This window comes from Aeromonas sp. QDB03 (assembly GCF_027707985.1).
Lineage (GTDB): Bacteria > Pseudomonadota > Gammaproteobacteria > Enterobacterales > Aeromonadaceae > Aeromonas > Aeromonas hydrophila.
The window spans coordinates 768,764-792,010 of sequence record NZ_JAPCJG010000001.1 but is presented as its reverse complement, the minus strand read 5'-3'; the positions used below and the strand labels follow the sequence as shown (position 1 = coordinate 792,010).

The window sequence follows — 23,247 nt, the reverse complement described above, 5'->3', positions numbered from 1 at the left end:
TTGGCCTATTGCGGGTCGTGCTCCTCAGATGGGATCTGCTCCTGGTGAGCGCTCTGTAGCCAGTGCAGCAGCTGGCGAGCCACCTGCGGGCTGCCGAGCAGCGCCATGTGACTGGTGCGATAGGCAATCATGGTATGGGCGGGGAGAAAGGCCAGCTGGTGGCGTGCCTCGTCATGCAGGCCAAGGGCACTGCGCAGGGGCACCAGACCGTCACCAATCAACCGATCTGCCAACACGCTGCGTTTGGCCGCCGTGGTGGCCGCAATGGCAAAACAGCGGACTCCGCCGGGCAGGGGCAAGGGGGCACGAGGATCGGCCAAGGGGGAAGAAGGGGGATTCCGGGTTGGGAGGGAGTCCATCACCTTGCCGTGGCGCAGATCCTTGATGCCGACGCTGCGCAGCTGTGCCAGCCTGACGAACGGCTCGCTGTAGGCAGTCGCCGGCAGCAGTTGCTCCAGCCAGTGGCCAGCAGATTCGAGCGGTGCGCCATGATGGGGTGTGCCAAGAAACAGCAGGTTTTTAAGATGAGTCGGCCAGGCCTGGGCGGCCAGGTCGGCGCTGTGACAGGCGCTGCGGATCACCAGCCCGCCCATGCTGTAGGCCAGCACGCTGATCTCGCCAAGGCCGCCGGGCCAGTGGGTCGCCAGTTGTTCCAGCTGACGGGCCAGTGCTTGACCGTTCTGCACGATGGAGAGGCCCGAGTTGTAGCGCACATAGATGGGGACGTAACCCAGCGCCTTGGCCAGCATCTCCCCGTGATTGACCGGCGCATCCTGATGCCGGGTATGCCACTGCAGATCGTTCATGCACAGCCCGTGCACCATCAGCAGCACCCGCCCGCGAGGGGGCAGTTGCGCCGGCAGGGTCGGCCAGCTCAGGGGCTTGCCGAGATAACGCAGGGTCATGGGGGTGGCCAAGGCATTGTGACTCTCGACCAGCTTGTCCCCCATCACGCCATTGAGGGTGGCGAGCAGGGCGGCGCGGCTGGGCGTGTCGGGAATTTGCTGCAAAGGCGGGGCTGGCGGCAGACGGGCAAGCAGGGCATGGATACCGCTGCCCAGTGCGCTGGCCGCGCCATATACCCCCTTGTAGACCAGCCCGGTGATCCCCGCCGTCTTTCCTTCCTCCCGCCCTTTGAAGCCCATGCCGCTCAATACCGCCTGATGGACGGCCTCGGTGAGCTGTATCGTCGCAGGCAGGGCCTGAATGAACAGTCGGGTCAGCTCGCGAATATCCGCAAGATGCCAGGAGGAGGCGGGTTGCGGTGCTGTTGGTTGCGTCATGAAAGCCCCTGTGAAGGTATCGCCGGCCTGCTCCTGCCCGGCAGCGGGGCGGCATGCATGACAACCAGCTTGCGCCGTTTGTCCCGGGTTTGCCAGTGACGCATCGGCAGTTCTTGGCGAGAAGGCTACCTAGTACGCTGTCCGGCGGGCACTGCAATTTGCTGACAAGGGGCGCATGCATCTGATCGGACAGGGTTGGTGGCTGGAGCAGGAGGTATTGGTACTGGCCAGGGGATGGTAAGCATGGCCATTGAACGTGGCTTGCGACTGATGCCGCCATAAAAAAACCGCCATCAGGCGGTTTTTTTATCCTGCCAGCCCTTATTTCAGGGCTTTCTTCAGCTTCTTGATCTTGCTCTCGTGCTTGGCAATTTTCTCAAGGCGGGCGGCAATCTTCTGCTTGATCTCTTTCTTGCTGACTTTGGCCATCTGGCGTGCTCCTTTTTGCTGTGATGACACTCGCGGTGTCGGGGGTAGGTCAGTCCATGAAACGCCAGAGTGCCACAGGGTCGCTGATGACACCAACTTTTCGCTCAAAATAACAGCAGGCAGCATGCTGGCGTAGGGCCTTGTATCGCGACGGTTCGCGGCAAGAACAGGGGGGAGTGTTATCGGCAGGCACAAAAAAAGCGCCCAGCGGGGCGCTCTTGCTAGCAGGGCAGAGGGCGATCAGGCCTTTTTCAGGTAGGCGGCGACCAGCACGATCTGCACGCCGTTGACCTTGCCTTCGATGTGCAGCGGGTTGTTGGTGAGGCGGATGCCCTTCACCAGGGTGCCGCGCTTGGCGGTGAAGCCCGCGCCCTTGACGTCCAGATCCTTGATCAGGGTCACCGAGTCACCTTCGACCAATACGGCGCCGTTGGAGTCGACGGTGGGCACGCTGTCGTCATCGTCGCTGGCCATACCCGCTTCGGCCCAGGCTTTGGTCTCTTCTTCCATGTACATCATGTCCAGCATGTCCTGGGCCCAGACCTCGCCTTGAGCGGAGAGGTTCTTCAACTGGCGCCATGCCATGACCTGTACCGCAGGTACCTGGCTCCACATGCTGTCGCCCAGGCAACGCCAGTGGTTGACCACTGTGGTCGCCGGCTGCTCCAGCTGGCCACGACAGGTGTCGCACAGGGCAACGCTGTGATCATCATCGCTGGCCGGAGAGTGGGGGACCGCGAAGGCAGTCAGCGCCTGTTCGGCACCGCACAGTTCACACTTGGCGCCCGCGCGCGCTTGCAGGATGGCATTGATGGTCATGTTTTGGTTCCATTCACGTTGGTAAAATGGCCCGCGATGGGCAGGCCAAGATAATGAAGGGGCGGAATATACCACAAAACCCCGCTCTTTGTCAGGCTAAGCCCGGTCGCGGGCTTGCTGCCGACCAGCGGAGGCATCATCGGGACCTGTTGGCGCAGGAGGACTGCGGGACAGCTGTGATGGCGCAGCATAGATGAGAGTGCTTTTTGATGCGGGATCGCTAGAATGAGCCTCCATTTTGACGGCATAACAGGGGCGCGCGTGCTGGCTCAACGTTTTCAACAACTGGATCGATTGCTGAGCGAAGCCCGGCACTGGTGGCAATACCAACCCTACCACCACCTGGACCTTGCCTTTGCCAAGGCGGCGCCGGCGCTGGCTGAACGGCTCAATGCCCTGTCGCTGGCCGAGATTGAGCGGCTCGATGGCGACATGTCCGCCCTGTGCGAGCTGCTGGCCCCCTGGATCCCGCAGGGGTCAGTGCTGCATGCCCTGAGCGCGTTGCCGACCCTGACGGCCGAGCCCATCCCGTGCGAGCGGACCATGGCGATGTACATGCCGGGGCGCAAGCAGGCCCAGATTGAAGCCTTCACCGCTTGTCTGCCCGCGCACCGCGGCCCCTATCTGGAGTGGTGTGCGGGCAAGGGACACCTGGGGCGGCTGGTCTCCCTGCACCGTCAAGCCGAGGTGCTGAGCCTGGAGCTACAGGCGCCACTGTGCGAAGAGGGGCGCCAGCTGGCCGCTCGCGACGGTGCCCGGATGGCATTTGTCTGTGCCGACGCCTTCGCCGATGAGACCGCCCAGCTGATCGTACCGGCCCATCACGCCATGGCGCTGCACGCCTGCGGCGAGCTGCACACCCATCTGATTGAACAGGTGGCGGCGCGCGGTGCCGAGGGGGTGACCCTCTCCCCCTGCTGTTATCACCTGATCCGCACCAGCCACTACCGCCCGCTTTCCGGCCCGGCCAAGGCCAGTGTGCTGCAGCTTGCCAAGAGCGATCTGAAGTTGCCGCTGCAGGAGACGGTCACCGGCGGCGCCCGCATCGCCCGCCTGCGCGAGCAGGAGGTGGCCTGGCGACTGGCCTTTGACTGCCTGCAGCGCCAGGTGCGCGGGGTGGATGAGTATCTGCCGGTGCCCAACATGCAAAAGAGTCTGCTGACCGGCACCTTCGAGGATTTCTGTGGCTGGGCCGCCGAGCGAAAGGGGCTGGTGTTGCCGGCCGGCCTCGACTACGCCGGGTTTCTGGCAAAGGGGGAGGCGCGCTATGGCGATGTCGCCCGCATGGAGCTGGTGCGTCACCTGTTTCGTCGCCCGCTGGAACTCTGGCTGGTGCTGGATCGCGCCCTCTTCCTGCAAGAGCAGGGCTACCGGGTGGAGGTGGGCGAGTTTTGCGACAAGCCCATGACCCCCCGCAATATCCTGATCCGCGCGGTGCGAGCACGGCACGGATAAGTGGCGGGCCTCGTCGCGGCGGGGCCTGTTGCAGCGCTGTGCGGTTTGTCCTTTGGTGCTTCCCGTTGAGGCGATCGTGTCGTTGAAAGAGCGGCGTGACCGCTCTTTTCTCATTTTTCTTCGGTTTATTTTCATATAACCGAAAGGCTCGTCATCACGTCGCTTCACAATGCATTTTATGCTCGCCAACCGGCAGAGTGAATTGGCTCACAGTTCCGATAATATTCTTAATTTTCATCGTGAATTTAGTGGTCTGTAGGATTATTCTCGAGGCGACTATTATCCCGACGTTATTCTGACATAAGGACTGTCTGTTATGTTCAAGCCTACACATTGTGCCTGGCTGGTTGCGGCTGCCTGCGCATTGCCAAGTTATGCCATGAATATTCAACCCGACCCACAAAATGCCGGTGGATATGTAATTTCAGCCCCGGATCTGGCGGCGGTGGAAAAAAACAAGACGGCCAATCCCATGTACGGGATTTGGGCAAAGGCGTTGGCGACACGTTCCAATACCATTGTCGATGCCATCAAGCCAAGGGCAGCCAGCAATCCGGATAACGTCAAACGGGTCGAGCGGGTATTCACCGAATCAGATTGGGATTATTTAACCCAGATGGCGGCGCCGGAATATACCTATGAGCGCTTCTTGCGGGCGGTCGGGAAATTCCCGGCTTTTTGCGGCGAATATACCGATGGCCGCGATGCCGATGCCATCTGCAAAAAATCCATCATCACCGCCTTTGCCCATTTCGCCCAGGAAACCGGCGGTCACATCGCCAAGGAGAATATCTCCGACAACCCGCTGGCGCTGGAGGAGTGGCAGCAGGCGCTGGTGCACGTGCGCGAGATGGGCTGGTCGGAGGGGCAGACCGGCTACACCACCGGCTGTGGCCAGAACGACTGGCAGAACAAGAAGTGGCCCTGCAGCACAGGCCAGGGCTATTTCGGCCGCGGCGCCAAGCAGCTCTCCTATCACTTCAACTACGGCGCCTTCTCCGAGGCGATGTTTGACGGCGATGCGTCCGTGTTGCTCAACAACCCCGGGTTGGTGGCGGACTCCTGGCTCAACCTCGCCTCCGCCATCTGGTTCTTCCTGACCCCGCAGGCACCCAAACCCGCCATGCTGCACGTGATTGATCGCACTTGGGTGCCCTCCCAGCGCGAGATCGCCGCCGGTATCGGCTACGGCTTTGGTACCACCATCAACGTCATCAATGGCGGCATCGAGTGCGGCGAGCAGAACAAGAACAAGGGCCAGCCGGTCAACCGCATCCGCTACTGGGAAGGGCTCGCCGAGCACTATCAGATCCCCGTCAAGGCCGACGAGAAGAACACCTGCTGGCAGCAGACCCCCTATGGCAGCCTCAACCTCAACGGTGCTACCGACGTGCTCTACACCAACTGGGACGGCAACTGGAAATACTATCCGGATCGGCCCGGCGGCTACTCGTTCGAATGTGAACTGGTGGGGTTCCAGACCGCCTACTCGGCACTGGTGCCGGGGGATTACGAGAAGTGCGTGACCAACTTCTACGGCTCCCACGCCAACTGGCCCAAGGTGCGGGTAGTGGCCAAACTGGATCCTGCGCCGGTTGACCCGACCGATCCCCCCGTGGGTGATGTGGCTGCCTGGAGTGCCAGCAAGGTCTATACGGCGGGCAACAAGGTGAGCTACAAGGGGGCCATCTATCAGGCCAAGTGGTGGACCCAGGGCAGTGAACCGGGCAAGGGCGATCCCTGGGTGCTGGTGCCGGCGAAATAGCGTAAAGCGGCTGGTATCAATAAACTCGGCAATGGGTAACACCTCTCTTGCCAAGTCGGGGGACATATTGTCCCCCTTTTCGATATCCTGCCTTGTGAAATAAAACCAGTGTCTAATTTTTCAGGATAGAGTGCGGTGCTGGATCTCTATCAGCGTATAAGCGTGCTCGGTGATAAAAATATCCAGCAACAATGGATGAGGGTGGGCATGGTCAGTCAAAAATATCGCGCTGGCCCTGTTTTTAATCTGGGAGGAGCATTGAATGGTATTTTTTTTATGGCTGGTATCGGTGACTGTTCTCTGTTATTACGCTGCTTCCTCGTTTTTCGTCAGGCACCCATCGCCAGAATATTTATTTTTATCGAAGCAGGCATATTCAATGTTTGAAAAACATTGGCCGTCACCCCGCAATGGGGTATCACTGTTCCGATGAGTGAAAATCAGAGGAGACTTCATGTTCAATATTGCTATGCATTTTGAAATCCCGGTGACGGATATGGCGCGTGCCACGGCGTTTTACCGCCGTGTGTTTGGCATCGAGTTCGAGTTGACCCAGATTGATGGCAACGAGATGGCGCTGTTCCCGCTGATGGAAGGGGTGGAGGGTTGCTCCGGCGCCTTGGCCAAAGGGGAGAGCTACGTGCCCAGTATCGACGGGACGCGGATCTATCTCGCTGTCAGCGAGATTGAGCGGGTGATGGCGACGGCCCAGGCGGCTGGGGCCCGGCAGCTCTACCCGGTGACACAGGTCGGGGAGGGCATCAAGGTGGCCGAGTTTCAGGACTTGGAAGGCAACCGGATTGCATTGCAGGAGCGCTGGCTGCCGGTTTCGTGAGTCATCTAGCAGCCGGTTTTGTGATGGGGGCGGTGGCCGACGAGGATACAACATGGTACTCATCTGATCCGGCAGTGGCTGCAATGACGCGGTCACGTCAGCGACGACAAGCGACAACAAGAGGCAAGGAGGCGTGATGAAAGGACATTGTCTGTGCGGTGGGATTGAGGTCTCGGCCGGCGATCACCAGGAGGTGGGGTTGTGTCACTGCAGCACCTGTCGGCGCTGGTCGGGCGGCCCCCTGTTTGCGGTGCACTGTGGCAAGGAGGTGCGCTTTCGCGGGCTCACCCCGGTGGCCTATCGCTCCTCGGAGTGGGCGGAGCGGAGGTTTTGCCCCACCTGCGGTACCCACCTTTTCTATCACCTGTTGCCGACGGATGAGTACATAGTGCCGGCTGGCCTGTTTCAGAGTGAATCCTTCCAGCTGGCGAGCCAGATCTTCATCGACGAAAAGCCGGATTTCTACGAGCTGAAAAACGAGACACCGACCCTGACCGGTCAGCAGGTTTTCGAGCAGTTTGCGCCCAAGCCGTGAGAACGGGCAGCGCGATCATCGGCCGCAATCAAAGGAACAGACAATGCAACTGGTGGTGATGCGCCACGGGCAAACCCCGGCCAATGCCGAGGGGCGCTATCAGGGGGCGCTGGATATTGGTCTGAGCGACACCGGGGTGGCCCAGATCAGCGCCCAGGCAAGGGCACTGGCCTTGGCGCAGGCCCCGTTTCAGCGGCTGCTGAGTTCCCCCTTGCTGCGGGCGCGGCAAAGCGCGGCCTTGGTAGCGGACGAGCTGGCGCTGCCGGTGACGCTAGCCCCCGCTTTTCGCGAGCGCCATGTCGGGGTGTTCGAGGGGCTGACTCAGCAAGAGGCGAGGGAGCGTTACCCTGCGCTGTGGGCACGCAACATCACCCGGCGCTGGGCCGAGGCGCCACCTGGCGGAGAATCGCTGGACGAAGTCACTGCCCGGGTCGGGCAGGGACTGGCGGAACTGGCGCAGAGCGGCCGTCAGGAACGGGTGTTGCTGGTGGCGCACGGCGTGGTGGCCAAGGTGATCCGGGCGCTGACCGTGGCGGGATTTGACGACTTCTTCGAGTGGCAGCTGGCCAACGGGGCCGTGCTGGAGGTGTCGCTGGCATGTGGCGACGCTGGCGGGCCGCTGGGTTTCTTTGCCCGGCCGGGCAGTGAACATGGCGTCGCGGCCATGAATTGAGCCGAAGGCGCCAGGCCTGATAAGTGTTTCTCAGGCCTGACGCGTATTGCCTCTCAGGGGGAGTCTGGCAGTGCCTTCCTTGAGCAGTTGCGCCCCTGTTTCTTGGCCAGATAGAGGGCGGTATCGGCCCGGCGCACCATGCGTTCCACCGTATCCTGCGGGCCCAGGCTGGCACTGATGCCGATGCTGATGGTGAGCGGCACCTCGGTGCCTGCGCCCAGCTGATGCAGCTGCGACTCGACGGCGAGGCGGATCCGCTCCGCACTGGCCCAGGCCAGCTCCAGCGAGGTTTCCGGCAGCAGCAAGATGAACTCCTCGCCGCCCCAGCGGCCCAGCATGTCCACCTCCCGCAGTTGTTTGGCGACCCGTCTTACCAGGCTGAGAATGGCCTGATCCCCTTGCTGGTGGCCATAGGTGTCGTTGATCTGCTTGAAGTGATCGATGTCGATCAGCAGCAGGCTCATAGTGTGACCGAAGCGCTGACAGCGCTGCATCTCCAGCTTGACCAACTCGTCGAAGCGGCGCCGGTTGGCGATCCCGGTGAGGGGATCCGTGGTGGCCGCCACCTTGAGCTCCTCCACCAGCCGGGCCCGCTCCGAGATATCCCGCAGGATGGCGGTCATCTCGGTGGTCTGCCCCAGGTTGATCTTGGCGATGGTCACCTCCAGCGGAAACTCGCTGCCGTCGCGACGCAGCCCCATCACGGAGGCGCGGGCATGCATGGGGCGCGAGTTGATGGGGGAGTTGCTGAAGGCCTTGAAGTAGCCGTCGTGGTTGGCCCGAAAGCGCTGGGGCAGCAGGGTCTCCAGCCGTTTGCCGAGGTAGCTTTCGTCCACCCCGAACATCTCGCAGGCAGCGGTGTTGATAAGTTCGATGCGCGACTCGCTGTTGACGCTGATGATGCCGTCGTAGGCGGAGTTGACCACCGCCTCGAAGCGCTTGCGGCTGCCTCCTCCAGCTGCTTTTTGGCGGTGATGTCGATGGCGGTGACCATGATGCGGGTGATGCGGGATTGCTCGGGAATGATGGGGGAGATGACAAAGCGCCACCAGCTGGTGCGCGACAGGGTGTCGATGGGCAGCTCGCTCTCGAGCCCCGTCTGCTGGCTCACGCACTCGTGCATCGGCTGCTCTATGCTGCCGGTGATGTAGCGGGGAAACATTTCGTTCAGGCGCTTGCCGATGCTGCCGAGCACGTCCAGCTCGAAGGCCTGGGCAAAGGTGTCGTTGGCGGATACCAGGGTAAAGCGATCATCGTCGTCGAGGGAAAACACCGCAACGGCGGCGCCGATGGCATCGAGAGACGACTTGATGTCGGCATGGGAACCCTGTGTGAACATGCAACCTCCATGGCGGATAACGTATTGATATTCAGTATAGTGCGGCCGTTTTTGATCCTTGTCCCGCAGGCAGAAGGAACGCCTTGCCACTGGGTTGGCGGTGATGAGCCCCGTCAGATGGACTGGCTCGGCGCCATCGGCTGGACTTTACTTGCTGGCATCCGCAAGCGAGCTGGCCGGCATGGCCAGTCATATCACAGCAAACTGGCACGGAGCGCGTCATGAAGATCAGCATCGAGGCACATATTGAGCAGGAGATAGAGGCCATCTGGTGGGCCTGGAACGATCCGGACTGCATCGCCTGATGGAATGCGGCCTCCAGCGACTGGCACACCACCGGCAGTCGGGTCGACTTGGTGGTGGGCGGGCGTTTCTGCCATCACATGGCCGCCAAGGATGGCAGCGCCGGTTTTGATTTCACCGGCACCTTTACCCGGGTGGAGGCGCCGACCCGTCTCTCGTTCGTGATGGATGACGGGCGCGAGGTGGATGTGCAGTTTGCGAGCGAGCCGGGCGGCACCTGGGTGCAGGAAACCTTCGATGCCGAGACGAGCCACACCCCGGCCCAGCAGCAGGCGGGCTGGCAGGGGATCCTCGACAACTTCAAGCGTTATGTGGAAGCTGCAGGCTAGGGGAGGCGCCTGTGCCCATAAAAAACCACCGCTAGGTCGCGGTGGTTTTTTTATGCTGCTTTGCACGTACGCCAGAGCATGCCAGAGGACGAAGGCTACTCCTCGATATCCAGCAGCACCAGGATGGCGCTGTCGCCGCCCCACTCGCGGGGGGCCTGATGGAACGCCTGTACATTGGGGTGCTGGGCCAGCCAGCTTGGAATGCGCTGCTTGAGGATGTGTTTGCCGATGCCGTGCATCACGGAGGCAACGTGGATGTTCTCTTTTTGGCAGAGGGTCAGCAGGGCTGCCAGCTCCTGTTTGGCCTGCTGCTGGTTCATGCCGTGCAGGTCCAGGTAGATCTCCGGCGGATAGCTGCCGCGCTTGAGCTTTTTCAGCTCGAATTTTGACACATCTTCACGCACGTAACGGGTCGGTCCATCGGCCTCGAGATGGGGCTGGTACTCATCGCTGAAATAGTGGTCAACCCCAAGCTTTTCGCGGCTCTCACGCAGTTCGCGTTTCTGCTTGACCGGGCGCAGGTCGGCCCTTATGGTATCTTGCTTGATTTTCCGGGTACCTTTTATCGCATCGCGGAACAGCTGGGTTTCCTCGTCTGTCGGTGAGGGCGTTTTTTTCATCAGGTACTCGTCTTGCTCGCTGTATAGAATTCTCGGGCCGGATATTACTCGACTTGGAGGTGGATTTGGACAAGATATTTATCGATGAGGTGGTTGCCGAGATGCACACCATCCAGGACATGTTGCGCTGGGCCATGAGTCGTTTCAACGACGCCGGGATCTTCTACGGACATGGTACCGACAACGCCTGGGATGAAGCCGTGCAGCTGGTACTGCCCGCGCTACATCTGCCGCCGGACGTGGATCCGGGCATGCGCCACTCCCGTCTGACCACCAGCGAACGGCACCGCATCGCCGAGCTCATCATCCGCCGCGTGCAGGAGCGGGTACCGGCCGCCTACCTGACCAACAAGGCCTGGTATGCCGGTTGGGAGTTCTACGTGGACGAGCGGGTGCTCATCCCCCGTTCCCCCATCGCCGAGATGGTGGCCAACCGCTTCGCTCCCTTCCTCAAGCATGAACCGACCCGGATCATGGACTTGTGCACCGGCTCCGGCTGCATTGCCATCATCATGGCCCACGAGTTCCCGGAAGCCGAAGTGGATGCCATCGACATCAGCGTCGATGCCCTCAACGTGGCCGAGCGCAACATCAACGATCACGGGTTGGAGCAGCAGGTCATTCCGATCCGCTCCGATCTGTTCCGCGATCTGCCGGTCGGCGACAAGTACGATCTCATCGTCTCCAACCCGCCCTACGTGGATTCCGAAGACATGTCGGATCTGCCGGACGAGTTTCGTCACGAACCCGAGCTGGCGCTGGCCTCCGGCTCTGACGGCCTCAAGCTCACCAAGCGCCTGCTGGCCAATGCCGCCGACTTCCTCAAAGAGGACGGCGTGCTGGTGGTCGAGGTGGGCAACAGCATGATCCATCTGGAAGCCCAGTTCCCGGACGTGCCCTTTACCTGGGTCGAGTTCGAGAATGGCGGTCACGGCGTGTTCGTGATGAGCCGTGCCGATCTGGTGCAGTACCAGGACTATTTCGCGATTTACAAGAGCTAAGCAGGAGCACTCATGGCAGGGAACAGTTTCGGCCAACTCTTTCGTGTGACGACCTTCGGCGAGAGCCACGGCCTGGCGCTGGGCGCCGTGGTCGACGGCTGCCCGCCGGGACTGGAGATCAGCGAAGCGGATCTGCAGGGGGATCTGGACCGGCGCAAGCCCGGCACCTCCCGCTACACCACGCCGCGCCGCGAGCCGGACGAGGTGAAGATCCTCTCCGGGGTGTTCGAGGGCAAGACCACCGGCACCTCCATCGGGCTCTTGATCGAGAACACCGATCAGCGCTCCAAGGACTACTCCGACATCAAGGACTTGTTCCGTCCGGGCCACGCCGATTACACCTATCACCAGAAGTACGGCCAGCGCGACTATCGCGGCGGCGGTCGTTCCTCCGCCCGTGAAACCGCGATGCGGGTGGCGGCGGGGGCCATTGCCAAGAAGTACCTGAAACAGGTGCACGGCATCGAGATCACCGGTTTCCTCTCCCAGCTCGGCCCCATCAAGGCAGAAGCCTTCGACGCGGCGCAGATTGAGCAGAATCCCTTCTTCTTCCCCGATACGGGCAAGCTGGAAGCGCTCGATCAATACATGCGCGACCTGAAAAAAGAGGGCAACAGCATCGGTGCCAAGGTGCAGGTCATCGCCAGCAATGTGCCGGTGGGCCTCGGTGAGCCGGTGTTCGACCGGCTCGACGCCGACATCGCCCACGCCATGATGGGCATCAATGCGGTGAAAGGGGTGGAGATCGGTGACGGGTTCGCGGTGGTGGAGCAAAAAGGCTCCGAGCACCGCGACGAGATGACCCCGGCCGGCTTTGCCAGCAACCATGCGGGCGGTATTCTGGGCGGTATCTCGTCGGGTCAGGATATCGTGGTGAGCTTAGGCTTAAAGCCCACCTCCAGCATCACGGTGCCGGGCAAAACGATCAATACCGAAGGCGAAGCGATCGAGATGATTACCAAGGGTCGCCACGATCCTTGCGTCGGTATCCGCGCCGTGCCCATTGCCGAGGCGATGCTGGCACTGGTGCTGATGGATCACCTGCTGCGCCACCGTGCCCAGAACCAGGGCGTGCAGACGCATACCCCGCAACTGCGCTGATCGGCCTGCCCACCGCTCGGTTGATCGAGTGGTGCAGACACAGTCACAGTCAAAAGGCGACCTCAGGGTCGCCTTTTTCATGGACCTTCATCGCGCTTGATTACTGGCCGGGCGCCACCTGCTCAGCCGCCGGGTTGTCGAGCCGGCAGGGGGGCGGCGCTACATCACGGCCGGGTGGAGGCAGGCCGGCAATCACCTCATTGACCCGGGTGAGCTGCGCATCGGTGACGGCTGAGCTGGCAAACATCAGGCTGACCGGTTGGTGATGGAGCAGCAGCTGGCAGCGGATAAAGCCGTCGGCCCCCAGCTGTTGCAGCCGGTAGCGGGCGTATTGCCACTCCATGATGACGCCGTCGAGGCGACGCGCCAGCAGCAGATCGACCAGCCGGTCATCCGCGTTGTATTCGCTCGCCTGCTTGAGGGCGGGACACGCTTCCATCAGCTGGATGGGGCGGGTGCCGCGCAGCTTGCCAAGGCGCAGCTGGCTTTGCTGGCAAAGCTGCGACAGGTCTGACACCGCCAGCCAGGGATCTCGCTGGCCCGGGATGGGGTTGTTGCTCAGCAGCACGAAGGTACTGCGCCGATAGGGTACCGAGAAGCGGGCAAAGGCGCGCCGCTCCGGCGTATCGAGCGCCCCCATGGCCACGTCCAGCTGCTGCTGCTCGAGCAGATGGATGGCCCTGGCCCAGGGCAGGTTGCGAAAGTGGGATTCCAGGCCCGCCTGGCTCAGGATCTGGCGGGTCAGGGTGACGTCCAGCCCATCCAGCGTTCCCTGGGGATTGATGTAACTGAACGGAGGCCAGTGGCTCCAGGCCACCGACAGCCTGGGCTTGGCCTGCAGCGGCAGAGAGAGCCCAACTGCCAGCAGGGAGAGCAAGAGCCAGCCAGGGGCGGCCGACAGAAGATGAACACGCATGAACCTGAACCTCCTTGTACAGGATGGATGCGGCGGTATCGCCGTTATCTGGCATCAAGCATAGCCTGATTCGAATGAGTTCTTGAGCGGCTTTTCCGGGCGGGACGGTGACCTGCTTTTGGCAAACATGCTGGGAGGAACGTCACATTTTTCTCGTTTCTCCTCAATAACTCCGTTAGACTGCGCCCCTATTCTTTCCCCTTTGCTCTGCTCCCCGGGGAAATCGTTGTGTTCTCAACAGGCCCGAGTCTGGCGAGATGGCATCGGCTCAGCAGAGGAGCCCCATCCCGGATTGTCGGCGCCCCTATCCCTAGCAGGTAACTATGAGTTTTACTTCCCTCGGTCTGGCCGAACCCTTGTTGCGTGCCGTTGCCGAGCAAGGCTACGACACCCCGTCTCCCATTCAGCAACAAGCGATCCCGGCGGTACTGGCTGGCCGTGATCTGATGGCCGCCGCTCAGACCGGGACCGGCAAGACCGCAGGTTTTACCCTGCCGATGCTGCAGCGTCTGACTGAAAGCAAGCGCAAGGTCTCCCCGAATCGCATCCGTGCCCTGGTGCTGACCCCGACCCGCGAGCTGGCCGCCCAGGTGGGCGAGAGCGTGCGCAACTACGGCAAACACCTGCCGATCCGCAGCCACGTGGTATTTGGCGGCGTGAGCATCAACCCGCAGATGATGGCGACCCGCCGTGGTCTGGACGTGCTGGTGGCCTGCCCGGGCCGCCTGATGGATCTGTACAACCAGAACGCCGTCAAGTTCGACGAAGTGGAAATCCTGGTGCTGGACGAAGCGGATCGCATGCTCGACATGGGCTTTATCCGCGACATCCGCCGCATCCTGGCCCTGCTGCCGAAGAAGCGCCAGAACCTGCTGTTCTCCGCCACCTTCGCCGACGAGATCCGCGAGCTGGCCACCGGTTTGCTGGACAACCCGGCGGTGATCGAAGTCGCCCCACGCAACAGCACCGCCGAGCGTATCGAGCAGCTGGTGCACCCCTGTGACAAGGCCAACAAGATTGCCCTGCTGAGCCACCTGGTCACCAGCAACAACTGGCAGCAGGTACTGGTGTTCACCCGTACCAAGCACATGGCCAACCGTGTTGCCGAGACCCTCGACAAGAACGGCGTCAGCGCCGCCGCCATCCACGGCAACAAGAGCCAGGGTGCCCGTACCCGCGCCCTGGCCGGTTTCAAGGATGGCAGCGTCAAGGTGCTGGTGGCGACCGACATCGCCGCCCGTGGCCTGGACATCGACAAACTGCCGCAGGTAGTGAACTTCGAGCTGCCGAACGTGGCGGAAGATTACGTGCACCGTATCGGCCGTACCGGCCGTGCCGGCGCCGCCGGTCACGCCATCTCCCTGGTCGCGGCCGATGAAGGCAAGCTCATCAAGGCCATCGAGCGGCTGACCAAGCAGAACATTCCGTGCGAGCAGGTGGCCGGTTTTGAAGCCTCCCGCGAGACCTTGGACAACATCGCCCGTGGCATCGGCGCGCCGCTGCGCAAAGAGCCGCGCGATCCGAGCGAGCAGCGCCGTGCACCGCGCCCGCAAGGTCAAGGCCAGCGTCAGGGCGCCGGTCGCTCTGCCAACGGTGGCAATGGCGGCGGTAACCGCTCCGGCAACGGTGGCAAGCCCAAGCCCCAGGGTGGCCAGCGCCCGGAAGGCGGCGCCGGCAAACCGGCTCAGGCTCGTCGTCCCCGTCGCGCTACCCACAACCAGTAAGCGGCCAGGGAGCCTGCTCCCCGCTCGGTTGATGCAAAAAGCCCCGCCACTCTGGCGGGGCTTTTCTATATCCGGGAGTCGGTCGAGTGAGGCGGCAGTGCCCATCACTCGCCATAGAGGGTGATCTGCAGCACGTTGGCGATGGCGCTGCCGTTCCAGTGGTACTCCAGATGGCGGGGCTGATGGACGCGATTGACCAGGCGCGGGCGATAGAGCAGGTAGCAGTCGTGGCCGCTGTGGCGCACCGAGCGATAACAGATGCCGTCGACATCCAGGTCTTTCTGCTCGCGGGCGAAGGCCTGGGAATACCCGTAGTCGGTAGCATGGTAGAGCGGTGTGGCGAGAAATGCTTCGCCGGTAATGTCGATCAGGCTGGCGCTGAACTCGGCATGGATCACCCGCATCTGCACTTTCTGGGCGGGTTCACGGGTATAGCCGAAGACGCGCTCCTGGTGGTAGACCGTCTCCTTGATGGCGGTGTCGAGGCTGGGGGCGCAGTAATAACCGCCAAAATCACCGGTGGTGAAGCGGGCCCCCTCCGGATTGAGGTGGGTGAAGGCGGCCATCACATGGCTGCCGCCAGCCAAGCCCACCAGCCAGTCTGCTTTCGGCACCCGCGTCAGCTCGCCGGCCTCTTCCCTCAGCCTGTCGTTGGTCAGCGCCTCGATGGCCCAGACCGCCTCCAGTTCGTCGGCGTTGGCCACATCCTCATAGAGGCAGATGGTGGGGTAGCGGCTCGGGATGATCCGGTAGGCTGACTCGTCCTTGAAAGCGCGCTGCGGGGGAGTCTGCATCAGGCCATGCCTCCGCGCCAGGCGTGCAGGCGGGTAGCGACCTCATAGAGATCGGCCACGCGGCCACCCTGCATCACCTCCATGGCGCTGCGGCCGGCAAAGAAGGGGTGGCTGTTGGACTTGCGCACCCAGCCATAGATGCTCTCGTCCGCGCTGAACAGTATCCGCAGGCTCTTGTGAATGTTGAGCAGGTAGCTCATTCGCTCCTGCAGATCCGCACTCAGTCTGATCCCGCCGTGGGACTCCTTGTACTTGTTCAAAGTTGAACGCGAAGAGATACCGAGTAGTCGCAACTGTTCATCTGTGTTGCACTGCCATTTGTCGAGGATGCGAAACACCACCGGCAGCGCCTTGCTGGGATCAACGGCGCCATCTTGCCGTTGAACGTGTGCGGTTACGACCATGTCAGGCTCCTTGCGGGATTGAGCGTGTATTCTGTTGCCAAAAAGGCGATCTGTTATCAGTGTACAAGAACTATTCACATATATACAGGGCGTCGATACATGGTGCATATATGAACGTTTGATGCATCAAGGAGATGAGCACCGCGCAGGCGGACCCCTTTATATCGATGGCATATACCGATGGCATAGAAAAAGCCCCGCCAACTGGGTTGGTGGGGCTTTTGCGCTTTTGTTTAGGGCATGCACCGGCTCTGGCTTAGAGCGCGGGCAGCAATCCCATGCTGACGCTTATCTGCACCCCGACGATCAGCACACCCATGGCGCCGGCAAGGCCCAGGGCCAGCACGCCGCCCGGGGCGCGGTAGTGATGCGCCTCGGCCTGCTTGCGGCTCTGCCACACCAGGGCCACCGGCAGCAGTACCGCCAGCACCGCCAGCGCGATGGCGGCGTAACCCAGCGCCATGATGAAGCCTTGCGGGAAGTAGAGGGCGAACAGCAGGGGCGGCACGAAGGTGATGAGGCCGGTCTGGCTGCGGCCCTGCCAGTTGTCCTTGCGGCGGGTCACCTTGGCCATGAAGTCAAACAGCCCCAGCGTCACCCCGAGGAAGGAGGTGGCAAGCGCCAGATCGGCGAACAGATGCATCGCCTGATTGAAGGCGGGCCAGCTGACCAGATTGCCGACGCTGGCCAAGAGGCTGTCGAGCGCGCCGCCGGTCTGGATCAGCGTCTGTTGACCGAGCAGCCCCAGGATGGCCACCTGCCACAGCACGTAGAGGATGAGCGGCAGGGCCGAGCCCCACACAAACACCCGGCGCAGCCGCTTGGGGCAATCGCCCAGGTAGAGCATGACGCTCGGGATGGAGCCGTGGAAGCCGAACGAGGTGAAGATCACCGGCAAGCCTGCCAGCAGCAAACCCTGGCCGAGCGGCATGGAGAGCAGATGTTGCCCCTCGGCGCGCGGCAGCAGCAGCGCCAGCACCCCCACCATGATCACCAGTTTCACGGTGAACATCAGCCGGTTGAGGTAATCCACCTGTTTGGTGCCGACGCAGACCATGCCGCCAAACAGCAGGGTAAAGGCCCAGGCGGCCTGCTCCTGGCTGAGGGTCATGCCCGCATCGGCCAGCGCCTGGGCCAGCAGGCTGCTGCCGCCGCTGATGTAGGCGGAGGCTAGCGAATAGAACAGCATCAGGATGCAGAAGGAGGCGATGCGCTTGCCCCAGGGGCCGAGCAGGTGATCCGCCAGCTGGTGCAGGTACCACTTGCCGGTGTTGAGGCTGGCCTCCACCTGCAACATGGCGGTGAAGGCCATCAGGGCCCAGAGCCCGACCATCAGCAGCAGGGTGGCGGGTCCGCCGAGGGAGGAGGAGGCCAGCGGCAGGGCCAGCATGCCGGCGCCTATGGTGGTGCCGGCAATCAACAGGGTACAACCCAGGGTCTTGGTGTTCATGGTGTCCATCCAGATCGAGAAACTGCGTATTCAAAAAAGAGTGCCAGTGGCTGTGCTGGCAAGGCGCCTCCGGGGTAGGGACCGGAGGCTAGCGATATCGGAGTGGACGCATCGTTACGAAAAACCCGTGGATTGTAAAAGATGGTTGCCACGTTAACGGATCAAAATAGTGGAAACAAGCCTGTAAAGGCGGATTTTGTACTGGAAGGTGGCAGTAGGTGGAAATAAAAGATGACAGAAAGGGGTGTTGACTGGTGGAAAAACGCGCCGGCGTGGAGAGCGCCGGCGCGTGAAGGGGGGTCAGCGTCGACGCTTGAGGGTCCGGCTCACGTAGTGCAGCCCGCACAGGTATTCGCCGTTGATCGCCTTGAGGGCGAGCTCCAGTGCCTGGCTGGCCAGGGCATCGTGCTGCTGGGGCAGGGAGTTGATGCCAAAGGGGAGGAAGTCGAGCAGGCGATCGTCCCCGAAGGTGGCCATGGCGAGCCGGCTCATGTCGGTCTCCTGCTCCAGCAGGTAGTCCAGCACCCCTTCCATCAATATATAGGAGGTGGCGACCAGTGCCTCGGGCAACTGGCCGAGTCGCTGGTGCAACTCCTTGATCAGGCGATAGCCCTCGGCGCGGGAGAAGTGGGCACCCTCGCACAGATGGCGCGTGGCGCTGTGGCTGGCGACGGCCTGCTCGAAGCCCGCTTTTCGCTCCTGGCTGATCGTGAGCGCCGGCAGGGCCGTGATCAATGCGATGTGCTTGAGCGCCGGGGTGAGCAGGGAGGCGGTGAGATCAAAGCTCGCCTTCTGGTTTTCACTGGCGACGGTCACGAACTTGTCGGCGGCCATGGCCCGGTCGATGGCCAGCACATGGATGCCGCGAGCCTGCTGGCGCGGATAGAAGGGATCGTCCGGTGGCAGGCAGCTGGCCACCAGCAGGGCATCCACATGACGGCTGGCCAGCATCTCGGCCAGCTCCTTCTCGGTAGCCGGTTCATCTTCCGAGCAGACGATCAGCAGCTGATAGCCCTGGGCCCGGGCGCCTTGTTCGAGGCGCTTGGCGAGCTTGGCGTAACTGGCGTTCTCAAGGTCGGGCAGGATGAAGCCGAGGGTCCTGGTCTGGCCGCCGCGCAGGGAGGCGGCGCGGCTGTCCGGCTGGTAGTTGTGGGCCGTGACCACGGCCATCACCTTGTCACGGGTTGCCTGACTGATGCGGTACTGATCGGCCTTGCCATTGATCACATAGCTGGCCGTGGTGCGCGAGACACCGGCGAGGGCGGCGATTTCATCCAGTTTCATCATATTGGCTCTGTTTGAGTTGCAAGGCCCACGGTCACTGCCAGGTGAGGGCACCGAAAAGTGTGCGCGGGATCATATCATTGAAAAGCACTCTTTGTGGGTACTTGATCAATTCGCTGAAACGATTCAGTCTGAGTGTAAGTGAAACGATTCAGCTTGTCAGTAGACAATCGATGGCCGGGCATAAAAATCGGGTATGACCCGCGAAGGGATGCAATCCGGTCTATTGTCAGCAGGCGAGTGGCACGAATGGTTATGTTTGATGAGCCGGTACGGTCAGGCCGCCCGGCACCTGATGGAGAATCTCTATGTTGAAGTTGGCGCGACAGCAGATCCTGCTGGGGCAGTCGGTGGCGACCAAGGCCGAAGCCATTGCCCTGTTGGCAGGCAAACTGACCGAAGCCGGTCTGGTGGAAGCGGGGTATGTAGATGGCATGCTGGCGCGTGAAGCGCAGCACGCCACCTATCTTGGCAGCGGCATCGCCATTCCCCACGGCACCACCGACACCCGGCATCTGGTGAAGAACACCGGCGTCATGGTGGCCCAGTTCCCGCAGGGGATCGAGTGGGATGAGGGGCAGATCGCCTACGTCGCCATCGGCATCGCCGCCAAGTCCGACGAGCATCTGGGCATTTTGCGCCAGCTCACCCACGTGCTGGGTGATGAGCAGGCGGCGGCGCAATTGAAAGAGGCCACCGATGCCGACACCATCATCAATATCCTGACCGGTGCGACGGCGCCCAAAGAGGTGCAGTTCCTGGCTTTGGCCGACTTCCCGGCGGACGATCGCGACCAGCTGCTGCTGGGCGCAGCCGCCCGCGCCAAATCCGCCGGCTGGGGCGATGCCGCCATGGTGAGCGCCCTGCTGGCAAGTGAACCCGCCTACCTGGGCGAGGGCATCTGGCTGGCGCGGGCACAAGCGGCTCAGACTGGCTGGGTGCTGGCGACGCCGAGCACTGCACTGAGCGCAGGGGAGCTGCCGGTCAGCGCCCTGCTGCTGCTGTGCGCCGCCGACAGCGGCCATCTGGCGCAACTCGACAACCTGGCCAAACTGGCCGCTGCCGGTCAGCTGGCTACGCTGGCAGGTGGCGAGGGGTTGGCCATGCTGCAAGCGGGGCCGGCCAGCGGTCTCAGTGACACCTTCACCATCATCAACCCCCATGGGTTGCACGCTCGTCCGGGCGCCATGCTGGTCAAGGTGGCCAAGGAGTATGAATCCGATATCCGGGTAGCGAATCTGGATGGCAGCGGCGAGGCGGTCTCCGCCAAGAGCCTGATGAAGGTCATCGGCCTGGGCGTCAAGTGCGGGCACCGTCTGGCGTTTCGCGTCGAAGGCCCGGATGCCGAAGCGGCGCTCAAGGGCATCGGCGCCGCCATTGCGGCCGGGCTGGGCGAGGGGGCGCACTGATGGACATAGTGACCATCACCCTCAACCCTGCGCTCGATCTCACCACCCGCCTCGAGGCGATGAGTCTGGGCGAGGTGAATCTGGTGAGCGAGGCCAACCTGCGTGCGGCGGGCAAGGGGATCAACGTCGCCATGGTGCTCAAGGACTTGGGCCGTGAAGTGGGCGTCACTGGCTGGCTTGGCGCAGACAATGAGCAGAGCTTTGTCTCCCTGTTTGCCGAGCGAGCGCTGGATGATCACTTTGTCCGTGTCGCGGGCAGCACCCGCATCAACGTCAAGATCTCCGAGCAATCCGGTCGGGTCACCGATCTCAATCTGCCGGGGCTCACCATCCAGCAAGGGGAGGTGGGCGCGCTGGAGCAGGCCATCGACGAACTGGCAGCGCGCGCCGACTGGTTCGTGCTGGCGGGCAGCCTGCCCAAAGGGGTGGCCCCCGATTACTGCGCCCATCTGATCCGCCTGCTCAAGGCCAAAGGCAAGCAGGTGATCTTCGATTGCAGCGGCGCGGCGTTAAGCGAAGGGATCAAGGCGGCGCCGACCCTGGTCAAACCCAATCTGGAAGAGCTGAGCCAGTGGGCGGGCCGCCCCATCAAGACCCTGAGCGAGCAGGCCGAGTGTGCCCGCGCGCTGCAGGCAAGCGGGATCCCCAACGTGGTGATCTCCAACGGCGCCGATGGCCTCATCTGGTTTGCACCGGATGCCGTCTGGCAGGCGATTCCGCCGCGCATGCAGGTGGTCAGCACGGTCGGTGCCGGCGATTCCCTGGTGGCTGGTCTCGCCCATGGTCTCAGCCTTGGCTGGACACCGGAGCAGACCCTGCGGCTGGCCACCGCCGTCTCGGCGCTGGCGGTCAGCCAGGTGGCGGTCGGCTTTAGCGATATCAGTGTGCTCAACCCCTTGCTTGAACAGGTGCGCGTACAGCGTCTGGATGCGCTGGCTCCGGTTCAATGCCATACCCCCTCAATGGAAAACTCAGGAGATGCCCAATGAAAGCTATCTTGGTTACGGCTTGCCCGGCGGGCATTGCCACCAGCTTTCTCGCTGCAAAACGGATAGAACAGCAGGCCAAACTGGCTGGCTGGGAGCTCACCCTCGACGTCGGCTCCAGCGTGCAGCCTCGCCAGGTGCCGGGCAAGGAGCAGATTGCCGCGGCCGACCTGGTGCTGGTTGTCGCCAGCGCCCCGGTGGATCTCGCCGCCTATGACGGCAAGCGGGTCTATCAGGGCAGCATGGATCTCGCCCTGCAGGATCCGGCCGCCTTGCTGGAGGCAGCCGCCAGCGGCGCCAGCCTCTATCGCCACCAAGCCGCCTCCGCCGTTGCTGCCGCCAAACCGGCCGCCGCTGGCAAGCGCATCGTGGCGGTGACAGCGTGCCCGACCGGGGTGGCCCACACCTTTATGTCGGCAGAAGCGCTGGAGACCATGGCCAAACAGCTGGGTTATCAGATCCGCGTCGAGACTCAAGGCTCGGTCGGTGCCCAGAATGCCCTGACTGCCGAGGAGATTGCAGCCGCCGATCTGGTGTTCCTCGCCACCGATATCGAGGTGGACATGGCCCGTTTCGACGGCAAGCCGGTCTATCGCACCAGCACGGGGGCGGCGCTCAAGAAAACCCGCGCCGAGCTGGACAAGGCGTGGAGTGAGGCGAAAACCTATCGCCACAGCGGTGCCAGCCAGCCCAAGAAAGAGGAAAAAGCAGGCCCCTACAAGCACCTGTTGACCGGTGTCTCCTTCATGCTGCCGATGGTGGTGGCGGGCGGCCTCATCATCGCGCTCTCGTTTGTGTTCGGTATCGAGGCGTTCAAGGTGGAAGGCACTCTGGCCGCGGCTCTGATGAAGATCGGTGGCGGCTCCGCCTTCGCCCTGATGATCCCGGTGCTGGCGGGTTACATTGCCTACTCCATCGCTGATCGCCCGGGCCTCGCTCCCGGCATGATCGGCGGCATGCTGGCAAGCTCGCTGGGCGCCGGTTTCCTTGGCGGCATCGTGGCCGGTTTCCTGGCCGGTTACAGTGCCAAGTACCTGAGCGACAAGGTGCGCCTGCCGGTGACCCTGGAAGCGCTCAAGCCGATCCTGATCATTCCGCTGTTTGCCAGCCTGTTTACCGGCCTGGTGATGATCTATGTGGTGGGTGGCCCGGTGGCCGGCATCATGAATGCCATGACCACCTTCCTCAACAACATGGGCTCTGCCAACGCCGTGCTGCTGGGTGTCATCATCGGCGCCATGATGTGCTTCGACATGGGTGGCCCGGTCAACAAGGCGGCTTACGCCTTCGGGGTCGGCCTGTTGGCCTCCAAAACTTACGCCCCGATGGCTGCCGTGATGGCCGCCGGTATGGTGCCAGCGCTGGGGATGGGGATCGCCACCTTCCTGGCCCGCACCAAGTTCATCAAGGCGGAGCAGGAAGCGGGCAAGGCCTCCTTCGTGCTGGGTCTGTGCTTCATCTCCGAGGGGGCCATTCCGTTTGCCGCCAAGGATCCGATGCGGGTCATCCCGGCCTGCATGGTGGGTGGCGTCCTGACCGGTGCGCTCTCCATGCTGTTTGGTTGCGAGCTGATGGCGCCCCACGGCGGTCTGTTTGTGCTGTTCATCCCGCACGCCATCAGCAACGTCATGATGTATATCGTGGCGATTGCGGCAGGCTCGCTGCTGACCGGTGTCTCCTACGCCATGCTCAAGCGCGGTGAAGAGCAGGCCAAGCTGGCCACGGCATAATCCGCTAGTCAGCAACACGCCATACAAGAGAGCGGCCTTTGGGCCGCTTTTTTATTGCCCAAA

The 23,247-nt window shown here is 62.4% G+C and carries 20 protein-coding genes and 2 pseudogenes; 13 read left to right on the top strand and 9 right to left on the bottom strand.

Features of this window, described 5'->3' with window-relative positions; translation table 11 throughout:
- Positions 1-5: 5 nt before the first annotated feature.
- Both PG900_RS03540 and PG900_RS03535 read right to left on the bottom strand, forming a co-directional pair.
- A complete protein-coding gene (locus PG900_RS03540; protein ID WP_270830926.1) occupies positions 6-1,283 on the bottom strand; it encodes an esterase/lipase family protein in 1,278 nt (425 codons plus the stop codon).
- A 669-nt stretch (positions 1,284-1,952) separates the two neighbouring features.
- Positions 1,953-2,531: a PhnA domain-containing protein gene (locus PG900_RS03535; protein ID WP_016350625.1), complete on the bottom strand. Its 579-nt coding sequence runs from the start codon at positions 2,529-2,531 to the stop codon at positions 1,953-1,955.
- A 225-nt stretch (positions 2,532-2,756) separates the two neighbouring features.
- Here PG900_RS03535 and PG900_RS03530 point away from each other — a divergent pair, with 225 nt between their 5' ends.
- From PG900_RS03530 to PG900_RS03505, 6 genes are all read left to right on the top strand, one after another.
- A complete protein-coding gene (locus tag PG900_RS03530; RefSeq protein ID WP_270830925.1) occupies positions 2,757-3,986 on the top strand; it encodes a methyltransferase in 1,230 nt (409 codons plus the stop codon).
- Positions 3,987-4,302: 316 nt separating this feature from the next.
- Entirely contained in the window at positions 4,303-5,751 is a 1,449-nt protein-coding gene (locus tag PG900_RS03525; protein WP_270830924.1) for a chitinase, read from the top strand.
- Positions 5,752-5,886: 135 nt separating this feature from the next.
- Positions 5,887-6,138 carry a hypothetical protein gene (locus tag PG900_RS03520; RefSeq protein WP_270830923.1) on the top strand — a complete coding sequence of 84 codons (252 nt, stop codon included), beginning with the start codon at positions 5,887-5,889 and terminating at the stop codon, positions 6,136-6,138.
- A gap of 67 nt (positions 6,139-6,205) precedes the next feature.
- Entirely contained in the window at positions 6,206-6,586 is a 381-nt protein-coding gene (locus tag PG900_RS03515) for a VOC family protein (RefSeq protein ID WP_270830922.1), read from the top strand.
- A 136-nt stretch (positions 6,587-6,722) separates the two neighbouring features.
- Positions 6,723-7,121: a GFA family protein gene (locus PG900_RS03510; protein WP_270830921.1), complete on the top strand. Its 399-nt coding sequence runs from the start codon at positions 6,723-6,725 to the stop codon at positions 7,119-7,121.
- 43 nt (positions 7,122-7,164) lie between these two features.
- Positions 7,165-7,794 (top strand): histidine phosphatase family protein, encoded by a 630-nt coding sequence (locus PG900_RS03505; protein WP_270830920.1) that lies wholly within the window; start codon positions 7,165-7,167, stop codon positions 7,792-7,794.
- Between the two features lie 53 nt (positions 7,795-7,847).
- Here the strand turns inward: PG900_RS03505 and PG900_RS03500 are convergent.
- A pseudogene (locus PG900_RS03500) lies at positions 7,848-9,133 on the bottom strand (sensor domain-containing diguanylate cyclase).
- Between the two features lie 221 nt (positions 9,134-9,354).
- Between PG900_RS03500 and PG900_RS03495 the strand changes: the two are divergent.
- A pseudogene (locus tag PG900_RS03495) lies at positions 9,355-9,765 on the top strand (SRPBCC family protein).
- Positions 9,766-9,860: 95 nt separating this feature from the next.
- Here the strand turns inward: PG900_RS03495 and smrB are convergent.
- On the bottom strand, positions 9,861-10,385 hold the full coding sequence (smrB, locus tag PG900_RS03490; protein ID WP_011706199.1) for an endonuclease SmrB: 525 nt from the start codon (positions 10,383-10,385) through the stop codon (positions 9,861-9,863).
- Between the two features lie 65 nt (positions 10,386-10,450).
- Between smrB and prmB the strand changes: the two genes are divergently transcribed.
- Both prmB and aroC read left to right on the top strand, forming a co-directional pair.
- Complete coding sequence (gene prmB, locus PG900_RS03485) at positions 10,451-11,386, top strand: 50S ribosomal protein L3 N(5)-glutamine methyltransferase (RefSeq protein WP_011706198.1); 936 nt, start codon at positions 10,451-10,453, stop codon at positions 11,384-11,386.
- Positions 11,387-11,398: 12 nt separating this feature from the next.
- Positions 11,399-12,487, top strand: a complete 1,089-nt coding sequence (gene aroC, locus PG900_RS03480) for a chorismate synthase (protein ID WP_270800887.1) — start codon at positions 11,399-11,401, stop codon at positions 12,485-12,487.
- A 100-nt stretch (positions 12,488-12,587) separates the two neighbouring features.
- On the opposite strand, the gene PG900_RS03475 is transcribed toward aroC, so the two are convergent.
- On the bottom strand, positions 12,588-13,403 hold the full coding sequence (locus tag PG900_RS03475; RefSeq protein ID WP_270800889.1) for a substrate-binding periplasmic protein: 816 nt from the start codon (positions 13,401-13,403) through the stop codon (positions 12,588-12,590).
- Between the two features lie 323 nt (positions 13,404-13,726).
- Between PG900_RS03475 and PG900_RS03470 the strand changes: the two genes are divergently transcribed.
- Positions 13,727-15,127 (top strand): DEAD/DEAH box helicase, encoded by a 1,401-nt coding sequence (locus PG900_RS03470; protein WP_011706195.1) that lies wholly within the window; start codon positions 13,727-13,729, stop codon positions 15,125-15,127.
- Between the two features lie 104 nt (positions 15,128-15,231).
- Here the strand turns inward: PG900_RS03470 and PG900_RS03465 are convergent, their stop codons facing one another.
- From PG900_RS03465 to cra, 4 genes are all read right to left on the bottom strand, one after another.
- Entirely contained in the window at positions 15,232-15,921 is a 690-nt protein-coding gene (locus tag PG900_RS03465; protein WP_270800892.1) for an RES family NAD+ phosphorylase, read from the bottom strand.
- Positions 15,921-16,325 (bottom strand): MbcA/ParS/Xre antitoxin family protein, encoded by a 405-nt coding sequence (locus PG900_RS03460; RefSeq protein WP_270830919.1) that lies wholly within the window; start codon positions 16,323-16,325, stop codon positions 15,921-15,923. The genes PG900_RS03465 and PG900_RS03460 overlap by 1 nt, the downstream gene beginning before the upstream one ends.
- 256 nt (positions 16,326-16,581) lie before the next feature.
- Entirely contained in the window at positions 16,582-17,775 is a 1,194-nt protein-coding gene (locus PG900_RS03455; protein ID WP_270830918.1) for an aromatic amino acid transport family protein, read from the bottom strand.
- A gap of 300 nt (positions 17,776-18,075) precedes the next feature.
- Positions 18,076-19,062, bottom strand: coding sequence for a catabolite repressor/activator (gene cra / locus PG900_RS03450; RefSeq protein ID WP_172955341.1), 987 nt, complete (start codon positions 19,060-19,062; stop codon positions 18,076-18,078).
- Positions 19,063-19,367: 305 nt separating this feature from the next.
- Between cra and fruB the strand changes: the two genes are divergently transcribed.
- The 3 genes from fruB to fruA are packed head-to-tail and all read left to right on the top strand — an operon-like array spanning position 19,368 to position 23,184.
- Positions 19,368-20,468, top strand: a complete 1,101-nt coding sequence (gene fruB, locus PG900_RS03445; RefSeq protein WP_106552638.1) for a fused PTS fructose transporter subunit IIA/HPr protein — start codon at positions 19,368-19,370, stop codon at positions 20,466-20,468.
- Positions 20,468-21,457, top strand: a complete 990-nt coding sequence (gene pfkB / locus PG900_RS03440; RefSeq protein WP_270800901.1) for a 1-phosphofructokinase — start codon at positions 20,468-20,470, stop codon at positions 21,455-21,457. The genes fruB and pfkB overlap by 1 nt, the downstream gene beginning before the upstream one ends.
- The gene (gene fruA, locus PG900_RS03435; RefSeq protein ID WP_270830917.1) at positions 21,454-23,184 is read left to right on the top strand and encodes a PTS fructose transporter subunit IIBC; all 1,731 of its coding nucleotides are present in this window, start codon (positions 21,454-21,456) and stop codon (positions 23,182-23,184) included. The genes pfkB and fruA overlap by 4 nt, the downstream gene beginning before the upstream one ends.
- Positions 23,185-23,247 lie beyond the last annotated feature (63 nt).